This is a genomic window from Flavobacterium aquidurense, assembly GCF_031458035.1.
GTDB lineage: Bacteria > Bacteroidota > Bacteroidia > Flavobacteriales > Flavobacteriaceae > Flavobacterium > Flavobacterium aquidurense_C.
In genome coordinates, this window is sequence record NZ_JAVDXR010000002.1 from 390,334 (window position 1) to 404,203 (window position 13,870).

General features: G+C 35.9%; 6 protein-coding genes. All 6 read right to left on the bottom strand.

All coding sequences use genetic code 11. From position 1 onward, the window contains the following. Positions 1-19 precede the first annotated feature (19 nt). From J2X17_RS04810 to J2X17_RS04835, 6 genes are read right to left on the bottom strand one after another with little or no spacing between them, the layout of a single operon-like run. Entirely contained in the window at positions 20-3,193 is a 3,174-nt protein-coding gene (locus J2X17_RS04810; RefSeq protein WP_310295199.1) for a SusC/RagA family TonB-linked outer membrane protein, read from the bottom strand. Positions 3,194-3,229: 36 nt separating this feature from the next. Next, positions 3,230-4,696: a fasciclin domain-containing protein gene (locus J2X17_RS04815; RefSeq protein WP_310295200.1), complete on the bottom strand. Its 1,467-nt coding sequence runs from the start codon at positions 4,694-4,696 to the stop codon at positions 3,230-3,232. Between the two features lie 49 nt (positions 4,697-4,745). Then, a complete protein-coding gene (locus J2X17_RS04820) occupies positions 4,746-6,434 on the bottom strand; it encodes a fasciclin domain-containing protein (protein ID WP_310295201.1) in 1,689 nt (562 codons plus the stop codon). A 15-nt stretch (positions 6,435-6,449) separates the two neighbouring features. Beyond that, positions 6,450-7,961: a RagB/SusD family nutrient uptake outer membrane protein gene (locus J2X17_RS04825; protein ID WP_310295202.1), complete on the bottom strand. Its 1,512-nt coding sequence runs from the start codon at positions 7,959-7,961 to the stop codon at positions 6,450-6,452. A gap of 17 nt (positions 7,962-7,978) precedes the next feature. After that, a complete protein-coding gene (locus J2X17_RS04830; protein WP_310295204.1) occupies positions 7,979-11,263 on the bottom strand; it encodes a SusC/RagA family TonB-linked outer membrane protein in 3,285 nt (1,094 codons plus the stop codon). Position 11,264: 1 nt separating this feature from the next. Then, positions 11,265-13,484 carry a fasciclin domain-containing protein gene (locus J2X17_RS04835; protein ID WP_310295206.1) on the bottom strand — a complete coding sequence of 740 codons (2,220 nt, stop codon included), beginning with the start codon at positions 13,482-13,484 and terminating at the stop codon, positions 11,265-11,267. Between the last annotated feature and the right edge of the window lie 386 nt (positions 13,485-13,870).

Here is a 13,870-nt window from a genome sequence, read left to right on the forward strand (position 1 = left end):
TCTATAGTGTAAAAAATAATTAAAGGCCTAAACGTAATCCTAGCTGAAATGATCTGAACTGAGGAGTTAAACCAATATCTGCTCCCTGACCAAATATTGATGAGGTAGGGCTAAATTCAGGATCAAAACCTAAATAATCTGTGATTGTAAATAAATTATTAGCAGTAGCGTAAAGCTTTATTGCTTTGATATAATTCATTTTCTCCACATTAAAATCATATCCGATTACTAAAGTTTTTAATCTTAAATAAGAACCATCTTCGATCCATCTGTCTGAAAAACTGCTGTTTCCTAATGGGTCACCATAAGTTGCTTTTGGCATATCAGTGATTTGATCTTCAGCTCTCCAACGATTTTCAACCGCGATGCTTTGGTTTTCATAAGTACTCATTTTTTCAAGGTTGTAACGTAGTCCGTTATAAAGATCATTTCCTATTGAGAAATTGAATAATCCCTGAAGGCTGAAACGTTTGTATGTAACATTTGCAGTAATATTTCCAGTTAAATCCGGGTTTGGATTACCGATAACAACTCGGTCTTTGTCATCAATTACCTTATCACCATTTGTGTCGGTAAAACGCATGTCACCACCACCAAAAGGAAGTAATTCTCCGTTGCTTAAACGTTTAGAAAGACCGTCAGTCTTGGCATCAGCAGTTGTAGCATACACTCCGTTGCTTTTAAAACCGTAAAATAAGTTAGCATCCTGCCCAACTGATGTTAAATAGGTTGCACCGCCAAATTGCGTTGTAATATCTCCGTCAGGTAAACTTTGAATTTTGTTTTTGTACGTCGCTAAATTCAATCCTAAGTCAAACGTTAAATCCGGAGTATTGATTATACGGCTGTTTATAGATAATTCTGCACCAGTAGTCTTCATTGTTCCGCTATTGGTAATCATATAATCAAAACCACTTTGAACCGGAATGGATTCATAAATAATCATATCCTCTGTTTTGTTTGAAAAGAAATCAACAGAAACATTTAAGCGTTCTTTCAACAAACCGAAGTCAGCTCCTAAGTTGAATTTTTTAACGGTTTCCCATTGCAAATCAGGATTTCCGATATTACCACGAACTAATCCCTGCATTCCCAAAAGGTTTTGAGAAACATAATATTGCTGTGCAGTAAAGTTTCCGATATCGTCATTTCCGGTTTGGCTCACAGTTGCTCTGATTTTCAAATAATCAAATACATTAGAATCTTTCATAAAATCTTCAGAAGAAACCAACCATGCACCAGTTAGCGAACTCATTAAAGCTAGTTTGCTGTTTCCATTCGGATTATCTCCAAAACGACTTGATCCGTCTAATGCATAACTGGCAGAGAAGAAGTATTTGTTACGAAAGTTATATTTACCATTTGCATAAAAATTTAACCAGTTCCATTCTCCCAATGTTCCGCCAACTACACGTAAAAGGCTGGATCCTGAACCAACACTCGTAAAATCATCAGTAGGAGAGTTATATCCTAAGCCTAAATCATTTTCTGATTTATTATTTTGAGTTCTGAAACCAAAGCGTACATCAAAATTGTGATCTTCTTTATAGTTTTTCAGGTAATTCGCATAGGTATCAGTATAGATGGTGTACAAGCGCTGTACATCACTGCCAGAGCGATTTTTTGCAATTGCAATTGGAAGCTCAATATCTGCAACTCCTAAATCCGGAATAAAGAAAGATTCACGCTCTTTGTTGTACGTTAGACCAAAAAGTGAGTTTACATTCCAATCATTATTGATGGTATATTTGAAATTCAGGTTACCAAAAAAGCGATAGTTTTTATTTGTTCCGATGGCGTTATCAATAATCGCCTGAGGATTTCCGACATTAAAATAATCTGTATCAGCAATATTAGGAGATACTTCTCCTGCATCATTAATAGCATTTGCTGCTAAAAATGGTGCTTTTGTTAAAGCTAAATAAAGCGGACTTGTTTTGTAAGCAAGGCCCTGATCTCTTTGACTTTCTATATTATTGATGAAAGATAAATTGGCATCGACAATAAAATTTTCGGTCAAACGTAATGCAGCATTTAAACGCGTGCTGTAACGATTTGCGTAAGTGTTTGGAACAATTCCTTCATTATTTAGGTATCCAACAGACAGCCCGTATTTTGCAATATCATCACCACCGCGAATCTTTAAAAAATAATTTTGGCTATAACTATTGTCAAAAACCTTCTCCTGCCAATTAGTTTCGTTATGATATTTGTAATATCCCGGAACCTGAGAATCATCATTCATATAAGGCTGACTGGCAATTTGATCAGGTGTAAGCCCAGCAGTTGTTGCTAATTGTGAAATATGAGTACGATATGCCTCAGAACCTAAAAGCGGAAGCTGTTTAGGTTTTTCGTTAAAACTTCCGTACATCGTAAAATCAATTTTGGTTGTTAAATCAGTTGGGCGTGTAGTGTTGATTATAATGACACCATTTGCACCTTTAGTTCCGTAAAGAGATGAATCGTCTTTAAGAACCGTAATGTTTTCAATATCTTTTACATCAATATTATCTAAAGGCGAAGAACTGTTATTCTGAATAATTCCGGCACCGTAATCGTCGTCATCATAAATCATTCCATCAACTATGATCAAAGGTTTATTTGATCCGTACAAAGAGTTAAAGCCACGAATAGTCAAATAAGCACCAGCACTTGGAACACCTGATCTTCGAATACTATTAAGTCCGGCAGCTCTTCCCTGGATAAAATCTCCAATAGATTCTTTTATTGGGCTAGACCATTGATTGGTTTTGAAATTGACAACACTTGCGGCTTTGGTATTTCCAAATTGGCTCTCTGAACCTGACGGTAAATTGGCAGTTTCATAAACAGGGGAATAATAAGGATCGAAAAGAAATATCTCAATGCCAGATTCTCTATTGTTAAGAGCGAATACCTTAGGTTGAAAATCCTGACCGCTGATATTTAACAGCGCCTCTAAATGAGGAACTTTAATTTCAAATTTACCTTCGTCATCTGTAATAGCTGCAGAGAAACCTGTGACAGCTACGTTTATTCCTGATAAACCTAATTTTGTTTTTGCGTTTTTAACCACGCCGTGAACTAAAATACCTTTTTTTATGATAGGAGCAGGGGTTGTAGTTTTTGTTGCGGTTGAATCTTGGGAATCCTGAGCATACAATCGCACATTAAGACCTCCGGCAAAGAAGATGCTTATTAGGCAGGTCATTTGTAATTTTTTTAGCATAACAATTTTTATAAAATATTATTTAACGACAGGAACAAATTTTAAATAATCAAGGGCCAGCGAATTGACATCATCAGCTGTAGTAGCAGCGGAGATAAGCGAAATCAGATCTATATTCCCTGCTTTAGTTATTGAAAACTCACCCAAATAGACTTCGGTATAACTATTAAGCGGCACTGTGGTATAATCAAAAGCTTTGATCGCCTCTGCCGGATAATAAGTAGTTCCTCTTATCACATTTCCTATAATTAACCTTTGTTGGAAAGTTATTGCCTGAAAATCGTTAATGGCTCTCCAATAGACTTTATATTTTGTACTGTATAAATCTTTTGCACTGTAATTAATCCAAAATGCAGAAACTGCAGGTTTTCTCATTATCAAATCTTTAAAGTTAACACCCAGCGGGTCACTCGGATCATGATTGTCACGGTAAAGAAGTTTACTTCTTAAAGTAGTTGGGAAAAATGATGTATTATTTTCGCCCTCTATTTTGGTAGTTACCAAACGCTTTGTTAATGGAACATCTACTTTTTTCATACGATAAAGAATTCCGTTGCTTAAAACAATCGGCTCACCAACAATTTGAGTTTTGTCAATAGGTACTTCAACTCCAAAACGTGTGGTTAATGTTGCTGGTAATTCATTAGGCATATACGCTTTTGGAAAAACCATATCCCTAACTGTAAAATAGCTCGAATAAGTTGTTGTAGAATCGACAGTTGATTTGTTCAAATAAGGTTTGAGTTTTTCAACTTCAGCGTTATATCCTTCATCTTCAATTAAAAACATCGTGTAAGACTGTTTTTCATTATTTACATTGTATGCATTTTTCAGGAAAGTGTTACTAAGCGAATCGGCATATTGGCCTGGCAATGCATTTGCCTTGGCAATAATGTCTGAAGGGTAGATGTTTACTTCATTTAAGCTTACCAAATATTTGCTCATGGCAGAGGCATCTTTTTGAGCATTGATATATTGCCAGATGTTTTTCTTTGGAGTTAAATTCTTGTTGATGATATGAAAAATACCATTTTTAGCATAATGATCAGGAGAAACAATTGTAGCATCTGAGATTATATTCGTGCCTTTAAAATCCAAATATTTATCGCTTAGCATTTTCAGTTTTACTACCGCTTCATTTCTTACAGAAGAATAAGAAGTCAGTACAATATGATTGGCAACAAAGTTCGAAAGCGCTTCCGGATTGCTACTAATCGCTGGGTCCAATTGAGCAAGAGCCTCATTTGTAGGTACAAAAACAGTGTAGGTTTTAGATGCTGCCAAAATTTTGTCATATCCTGTTTTGGTAAGTAATTCTCCAAATTTTGACACTTCCGGATTAGCTGTAATGGCTTCGGTCAGGTTTACATCCAGATTGTCGTCTCCATTATTTTCACGGTCAGCCCAAGGATCTGAACAAGATACTGCGGCTACTGCTAAAATACCAATGAAGAGTGTTTTATATATTGATTTTAATGAGATCATTTTTACGTGATTAGGTTTTTAATTAGTTCGCTTTTGATTTTTTAGCCCATTATTGATAAATAAGTCCATCACCACCTGCTTCAAATCTTGGATAAATCTGATCCATATCGATAGGGCGGAATTCAATAACATCAATCCATGAAACTACCCCTGCACTTGGCGAAAGAGATTCTAAAGTAATCGTATGTCTACCAGTGGTCGGAACATCAATAATTCCGCAAAGTCTCGTATTGAAACGGTTGTTAAATGGTGAGATATGGCTTTTGTATCCTTGCGATTCTAAAACTCTTTCTGGTAAAGCGTTGCTTCCTCCTTCTAAGAAATTGATAAGTCTTGGAAGTGCTTGTCCGTTAAAATAAACTTTTACAAGAGGCGCTTTTTGACTTTGATATCTGTAAGAAATCCATACTTTATATTTTCCTTTGATAATTACTGGAGTTTTAAAAGCAATATTTTGCGTATTACCAGTTCTGTGACGCAAAATTTCAATTACATCTCCGTGCCATCCGCGGTCCAGATTCGCACTTGATCCTTTAGCCGAACAGTCGTAAGTCAATACATCCGGACCTTCCCATGTAACATCACTAAATAGTTCTTTTTTAAGCGCAGCTCTGTTTCCTGGTTTTCTGAAAACGGCACTAAGCTGTCTGAATTCAGGCTGATCAGCAACGTCAAAATATACAGGAGCCGGTAAACGTTTTTTGATAAAGAAGTTTTTGTTTACAAAATTTACCACACCGTTTGAAGCTGTTACGTCGCTCTTTTCACGATTTACTACGATACCTTTTTCTAAAACTCCATTGAAAGTTTCTTCATTTAATAAAAGGGTATCCTTTGATAATTTTACACCAATTACTTCAAGAGGGGCTTTTGTTTCTACTGCCTGGGTTACCGCTAAATCGGCTAAGTACTGAAGTCGTGGCAAAACACGATAGCTCACAAAAAGATTCAAACTGTCTTGTGGATTCGTAGGATCTCCTAAATGGCTGTACTTTGCTTTTAAATCGGCAATGCTGTTGATGCCAGCCGCTTTAAAAACGTCATTAGTTTGAGTCAATACTGTTAAGTAATTATCAATTGTATTTTTACCTTCGGGGATTGGCTGGTTCAATTTATCATACCATCCTGTAACTTTTAAGGCTTCTGTAAATAGTGTTAAAGATGGATCACTTTCGATAGTCTGGCTCAGTGTTTTATTGGCTACGCGTAATGCTTTATCAATAACATGAATTACACCATTACCGACTTCGATATTAGAAGTAACAATTTTGGCCGTTTTATTAATTGTAGTGCTTGAAACTCCGTTAACATTTGTTGCTCCAGTTATTAAAAACTGACCATAAAGGCTAGGAGTAGCAATTTTTCCATCGGTAAAAGCAGTTGTATTTATTTTTGCATCAAGGATATGTAATTTTGCAAAATCTTGTAAATCTTTTAAAGGCACATCTTTAACCGAAGCAGCACCTACATCTTTTAAATATTGTTGCACTGCAGCATTAGTTGGCAGAAACAAGGTATAAGTACCATACGTATTCATAAATGAAGCGTAATTTGTAATCTCAAGAACTTCTAAGAATAAAGAGTAGTCTTCTTTGTTTTCTTTTAGAAAGCCAGTAATATTTACGGTTTCATCTGTCGACTCTTTGATCTTGTCTGAACTACAGTTTTGAAATACTATAGTTAGTAAAACCACTAAAGTAAGTCTCATCAATCTGGATATTGTAAGGAATCTTTTCATGACTTAAATTTTTTATTATTTATAAAATGGGTTTTGAACAAGTTTTTTATTGGTATAGATTTCGTATTTATTAATTGGCAGATAATGACTGTTTGGATCTCTTAATTTCGCCAAAATAGATTGCTGCTGATCTGCAGGAGCACTACCCAAAGCATTGGCAAGCAAAAGGTCCAAGCGTTCGTAATTGTTTCTTCGGGCATTACGTAATACATCAAACCAACGTTTTCCTTCAAAGGCAAATTCACGGGCACGTTCTTCTAAAAGAAAATTAGTAACCTCTGTTTTACTTTGTGGATTAATGCGTTGACCTAAATCAAGAGCTGCACGTTTTAGTCTGAGATCATCTATTATAGTAAGCGCTTCGCTTCCTCTGTTTAATTGTGTTAAAGCTTCTGCTTTCATTAGTAAAACATCTGAGTAGCGGTAAACAAACCAGTGTGTATCTGCTTCCTGCAAAGTCTTACGTTCGTCAGTATTTAAACCAGTGTATTTGTATATTTCGTTACTTCCGGCAACTAATGAAGCACGGTCGCCACGAATATCTTTATTTAAAGGATTGACAAAATCAATTCCGAAAACTTCTTCTAAAACTCTTGGAGAGGCTATGAATTCAGGTCTCTGAAAGAACATATCGTAAAATGGATTAACGTTTTGTGCTGTGTATTGAAATTCAAAAATACTTTCAGTAGTGTTTCCTTCGGCGAAAACTCTGGCAAACCAGCTATTTGACGCGGGAATTAATTGAAATTGCCCTGAACTGATTACTTTGTCTGCTGCAGCAATGGCACCATCATAATTATCCATCCAAAGAAAAACATCAGCCTGCATGGCGTTAATCGTGTAAGCTGTTATTCTTCCTTTATTTGAAGCAATATTTCCATAGTCTTTTACTGCATATTCTTCTGCTAAAGCAAGATCTTTTACTACCTGTGCAAAAATTTCACTTTGTGGCGTTACCGGTAATTGAAAATTATCAGCATCAGAAAGAGTTGCTTCTAATTTTAAAGGAACATCTTTAAAAGTACGTGCCAAAGTAAAATACAAATACGCTCTGATGGCCAATGCTTCAGAAAGATAATTATTTAACTGTTTTTGTGTTAAAGTTGGGTCTTCCTTAATTACAGCCGGAGCAAGGTCAATAACAGTATTACAGTAATTAATGACGCGATACATTACAGCCCAGCTGGTCAAGTTGTTTGACGGAATAATATTTGAAGTGGTAATATCTCTTTGGTCTGTAGTTACGAAACCAGCGGGAGAAATCATATCTCCTCTAAGTTCACCGTACATGAAAAGATATTCACTTACCGTATAATTTGTCATTCCGGTAGGAAGATTTGTTCCCGGAGGTGATGTTAACAAAGAAGAGTAGATACCAATAACGGCAGCCTGAATGTCTTCTTTTGTTTTCCAGAATTCCTGACGTACGATTCCGTCCTGAGGGCGCAGGTCTAAATAATTGTCACACGATACAGTGGTAACAAAAATTAGAAGTGTAGCTATTATTGCATTTATTTTAGTTCGCATAATGTAATATTTTATATTTAGAAACGAGTTGAGATACCTAATGTAATACGACTTGTAGGAGGAGTACGGGAGTCGTCAATTGCAATACCAAAAGGGTCGCCGCCTTTCATATTAACCTCCGGATCCTGGCCACGATAGTTTGTAAATGTCATCAGGTTATCAGCAGTAATGTATGTTCTGATCTCATCCATTTTCAAGCGTTTTAGAAGTTTTTGTCCTAAACTGTAACTGAAGGTAACAGAACGCAAACGAAGGAATGAAGCATCTTCTACATAACGATCAGAACCTAACCAGTTATAACCAGACCCAAAAACAGCTCTCGGCATATCAGTTACATCACCTGGATTACGCCATCTTGATAGTGTAGCAGTACTTTGATTGCTCCAGCCGTACATATTGGTTGTATTCATATCGGTTCCGTTTACAATATCATAATTCATACGATACGTGAAATAAAGCAGGAATTTAAACTGATTGTTGAAAGTAATGTTCGGTCCAAAACCTCCGTATAATTTTGGATTACTGTTTCCTAAATAAACTACGTCACGGCTATCAATATTACCATCTTTGTTGATGTCCTCGTATTTGGAATCACCTGGCTGAAAAACATAATCGGTGGCTGGATAATTAAAACGCATATAAACTGTCTGACCGTTTGGACCTGTAATTACATTTCCTTCAGCATCTCTGGCCAAAGTAGCTTCTTTGTCAGTATATACGCCTTTGAATTTATATCCGTAGAAGGAACCAAATGGATTGTCTTTTTGAAGGAAACGTTTGTATTGTCCGTTTACATCTGTATTTCCGCTTTCGCTTGGATAGAATTCAGAAATTTCACGAATTATATTCTCATTGCTGGCAATGTTAAAGTTGAATTCGATTTTCCATTTGCTGTCTCTGTAAGGCGTTGTAAAAAGACCAATCTCCCAACCCTGATTATCCATAGTACCAACATTTTGATCCATTTTGGAATAACCTGAAACAGTTGTAATGTCAAGATTTTCAAAAAACAAATTTTTAGTTCTATTCTTGTAAATATCGACATCCAGAGTAATTTTTCTTTTAAACAACTGAAGATTAAATCCGATGTTTTGACCTGTTAAGGTTTCCCAGCGCAAGTTGCTCAATTCGATGTTTTGAGGAAAAACACCATTTTGACCTAAATATTCAGTACCACTATTGCCATAAATATTAAAATATCTGTAGTCGTAACGAGGCGCATTACCAGATTGTCCGTAACTGGCTCTGATACTGAAATCATCTACAAAATGAAGACTTTGCATAAATGATTCGCCTGAAACTCTCCATCTTGCTGATGCAGAAGGAAATAATCCGTATCTGTTTTCAGGACCAAATTTAGAGTTACCATCAGCACGTAAACCAAAATTCACAATATAACGGTCTAAGTAACCATATTGAGCATTAATCAAACTACCAACACTTCTTGACTGACTGTTGTTAGTGTATAATCTTAATTCAGAATTTTGTGTTCTTGACGGATTTGAAGGGTCAGTTAACAAAGACGAAGCCGTATTTGACGTCAATGCCTGATGCGATTCATAACGATAATCATTTGTCTGCAATGACAAAAGTGCTGATAAAGTATGCTTTTCACCAAGTCTTGGAGAGTAAATAAAATTCGTTTTTGTTGTAATACTTGCTGCATCAACATCAGCATCAGAAGCACGGTTCACAACAGTTTCTGTAAAAGGACGACCTGTAGCGTTTTGTGGTAAAAAGGCCTTTGCTTTTGTACTGTTGAAATCAAATTGCAAATCAAATGTTGATATAAAAACTTTTGGTACGATATCCACATTTAAATTGAAATGAGGTACAATTCGCTCTCCGGATTGGTCATTGGTAGCAAATTCAGCCATTGCCACCGGATTATACGTAGACGGATATCCTCCCTGGATATTTTGCGAAGGAGAGAAATAATTTGGCGTAAGAACTCCAGTTTCATCGTATTCAAAAATACCCATGTTTGGCATTTTTCCGTAAGCGATCGATCTTAATAAATCCTTATCAGCAGTTCCAAAAGTATTTACATAATTACGCTGCGTGTCAGAATGTGTGTACGAAATATCAGTTTTAAAACGAATACGGTCTGAGACTATATAATCTAAATTTAACCTCGCATTGATACGCTGATAACCGGTTCCTTTCGTAACTCCTTTAGAATCATAATATCCTACGGAACTAAAATATCTTGCTTTTTCACCACCTCCTTGCAAAGAAAGGTTATGATCGCCCGTTAAACCAACCTGCGAAATCGCATCAATCCAATCGGTATTGTTACTGTAATTTTTATAGTAATACACTTCCTGAGGGTCGTATTGAAATTCTTTGATATTATTAGTGTTTAACGGAACTCCGTTTCTGTTCATGAATTCTTCAGGAATCAATTGCGAATATTGATCACCATTCAACATCGGGATTGGCTCCGGAAGTTTAGCGTAAGTTCCAATAAAAGTATAGCTGATTTTTGGTGCACTTACAGAACCACGTTTTGTGTTAATCGTAATAACTCCATTAGCTGCACGAGCTCCCCATAATGCTGTTGCTGCGGCATCCTTATCGATGGTAATAGTTTCAATATCTGACGGTGCAATGTTAAGCAATGCTGCATATCCCTGTTCATCGGCAGTACCAAAGTTAAAATCTGTTGGAACAGAAGTTTCGTAAGGCATTCCATCCACAACAATCAAGGGATTTGAATTTCCTGTGATGGAAGACGCACCTCTGATTCGGATTTGCATACCAGCTCCGGGATCACCACTATTTGCGGTAATATCAACCCCGGCAACACGTCCTTGCAAAGCTTCATCGATAGAAGCTGCCTGTGTATTGGCTAAGTCACTTGCTTTAATGGTAACAGAAGCCGTTGTTTTATTACGCTCCGCAAAATTTAACAAACCTGTTTCAACAGTTTTTCCAGATTTAACGACAACCTCAGTAAGAGATTCAATATTAGATTTTAAAGTAATTTTGAAATTAGTTTTGCCATCAATCGGAATTGCTTTCGTAACATATCCTATGAATGAAACAACCAATTTATTGTTAGGATTTTTAATGTTGATTGCAAAATTTCCATCAATATCAGATAAAATTCCGCCTACGGTACGTTTCTCTGAATCCTGCTCAATAATGGTAGCGCCTGGAATTGGTAAATTATCACTTGCATCAACGATCTGACCACGAATTAAAGTAGTTTTAGATTCCTGGGCAAAAGTTGGGAGTGCTGCCAAGACAATGAAGGCAAATGAAAAACAGTAAATTATTTTGGTGATTTTTGATCTCATTTTATTGCTTATATAAAAGGTAATTGTCTACTAAATGAATTAAGGTTCTGTCTGCCAAATTGTTACTTGAAGATTTTATGAAGTTGGCAGTTCTTCCTGCTGAATCTTTAAAAGACAAAGTCCCGGGAGCACTATTAATTTGGATAAAAGTTTTTTCTCCAAAAGTGTCTTTTCTTAAAGTTTCAACCAGACCTTCTGATAGACCATCATCTGATACTGTTTTTGTGGCAATAATGTGATAACGAATAAAATCGGCTACTAAATCCTTATCTCCCTGAAGTGCCGGATTAAAGTTTGGTACGCCCGTAGCTACAGTTCCCGGCAATACGCCATCTTTAACAGCCTGAGAAATCGCGGCATTACTTGGTACAATAAAAGTGTATGAAGTTCCTATCTCTACACCTTCAATCCAGTCTCCAATTTTGTACAAAGTAGATTGTGCCAGATAATTATAAAAATGACTGAAATTTGTATTTGCAGTTGCTAGTTTTTTAAGCGTTAAACCATGAGCTTCTTCCGAAAACTGAATTAATTTATCAATGTAATACGTTCTTCCGTTTCTTTTGTCTTCAAAACCTATCACAGTTGCAGGAGTAATATTTCCTGCAGCAAAAACTTTATTATTATTCCATTTGATGTACTCTCCCGGAATATCAAGGTCACCGGAACGAATGATTCCTGAACCTGCTAAATTGTTTAATTCTCCGTTTGGAGTTGGGATAATTCCATTGTATAAAACACGCATCAAATTTGAACGGGCAATAGAAGCTGTTGCAACTGCGCCATTTACCGGATTAGTGTACATCCACTCATTACGGTTGATGTTGAAATCATATCCAAGAGAACGCAAAACAGCATCGGAAGGAAGGAACAAAGTATATTTTTGAGAGATATCACTAACAATTTCCCTGAAACCAGAACCATCGTTGAATAATCTTGTAGCAAGCGTAAATTTCGGATCTAAATAAGCCGAAGTATAAACTGTATAAAATAAATTTGATTCCTGAATTTTATTTGTTCCGTAAAAGAAACCGTTGCTGGCAACTTTGGCGTCTTTTACATCAGTAGCAAAATTGAATCTGATTTCTTCACCCAGCGCATTGTTGTACGAAGAAACTTTTGATGGCCAAACTGCATTTGGAACCATGTGAGCATTTACTAAATCCTGAAAAATGTATTTCGGAAGTTTGTCAATTGATGCGTAGTTTTTAAGTAAAACCGTATTGATAAACTGTTGTAAAGCATTGTTATCCGGCACAAATAAGGTGTAAGCGTCCATTTGTCCGTCATTGTCAGACTGTTTTAGATAGTTTTCATTATTTGGAGAAAAAGCTAAAGTCGCATCATAAACCTTCACAAAAACCTGGTCAGATTTACCAGTGTAATTACGGTAAGCGGTCGTAGCATCCTGATTGAAATTGTAAGTTACCAAGTTGTTTTCTACAATGCTGCGAAATAAACTATAGTTGGGATTACTTTCCAGATATTGGTCTAAATTCAAAAGAGGCACAGAAACCTGGCTCACTTCATGAATCACACCATTTTCGGCTATAATATCAGCTTCTTCGATATGTCCGCCTAAAACATTCGCATTTGTGAAGTTTGAATTCGGATAGAAAAAATTATAATCGTAAGTGCTTAAATTTTTTGTTGCAAAATATTCTTTCTCAAAGTAAGAAAGATATTTATTGTTGTTATCACCATTTACATAGTAAGTTGTTGCACCACGGTTATTTCTGTTTGAGCCAACAATAACAATTGGTTTTCCATTTACGGTTTTATTCAGGAATCCGTCGTAAAATGCAGTTCTTCTTCTGAAAGAATTATCTACTTCCCATCCGATAGCCGATTGATAATCTGATAATTGTTCTAAACGGAAGGCATTGTATACCAGCGCATATTTAACAATTTTAGAAGCTGTTACAGAATCAATTTTTGTAACATCTGAAATACCTTCTTTTTGAAAAAATTGGGTAAAGGCATCATCATTGGGCGCCATCATGGTCCAATATCCTGCTTTGCTCAGGATGTCCTTGTATTTTGCTTTTTGAATTAAAGCGGTAAGATTTTTGAAATTGCCCTTTGCTTCAAGTTGTTGGTAAATTGGGGGCTCTAAGCTTTCTGGTCGCTCATAGTATTCATCAAATACATCTTTGCTGCAACCGGTCAGAAGAACTAAAAAAGAAAAGACAAGTAAAGAGTAGTGAGTAGTTTTCTTCATTCTTGTATGGTTTATTAATTGTAAAAGGTTGGTTAGTTAGTTTTTTTAACTTTCTTTTAGGAAAATTAACATCCCAAACGTAAAATGATATACGGCAATTTCTATCCTGCACTATCCTGCATTTTTTCGGGATGTGTTTTTTATTTGATAAAAAAATATCAATCCTGTAATTTATTCGTTAATATTTTATAAATGTACAATACCAGTAACTGCAAGGGTTTAGCTTTGAGAATCCTTTTTGTATTTAGTGTGGAATAAACACTTAAAAAAATGCTAATTTTTTTTTAAAAAAGGTGAGAGATTTTCGCTTCTATAAAATTACGGAAGTAAAACTGGTGGCGTGTTTTTGTAGTAATTCCCGATTTGGAGATAATTATCGTAGGATT

Excerpts from the sequence above, each read along its gene's own strand:
- J2X17_RS04810 (WP_310295199.1), bottom strand. The coding sequence starts at position 3,193 with ATGACCTGCCTAATAAGCATCTTCTTTGCCGGAGGTCTTAATGTGCGA.
- J2X17_RS04815 (WP_310295200.1), bottom strand. The coding sequence starts at position 4,696 with ATGATCTCATTAAAATCAATATATAAAACACTCTTCATTGGTATTTTA.
- J2X17_RS04820 (WP_310295201.1), bottom strand. The coding sequence starts at position 6,434 with ATGAAAAGATTCCTTACAATATCCAGATTGATGAGACTTACTTTAGTG.
- J2X17_RS04825 (WP_310295202.1), bottom strand. The coding sequence starts at position 7,961 with ATGCGAACTAAAATAAATGCAATAATAGCTACACTTCTAATTTTTGTT.
- J2X17_RS04830 (WP_310295204.1), bottom strand. The coding sequence starts at position 11,263 with ATGAGATCAAAAATCACCAAAATAATTTACTGTTTTTCATTTGCCTTC.
- J2X17_RS04835 (WP_310295206.1), bottom strand. The coding sequence starts at position 13,484 with ATGAAGAAAACTACTCACTACTCTTTACTTGTCTTTTCTTTTTTAGTT.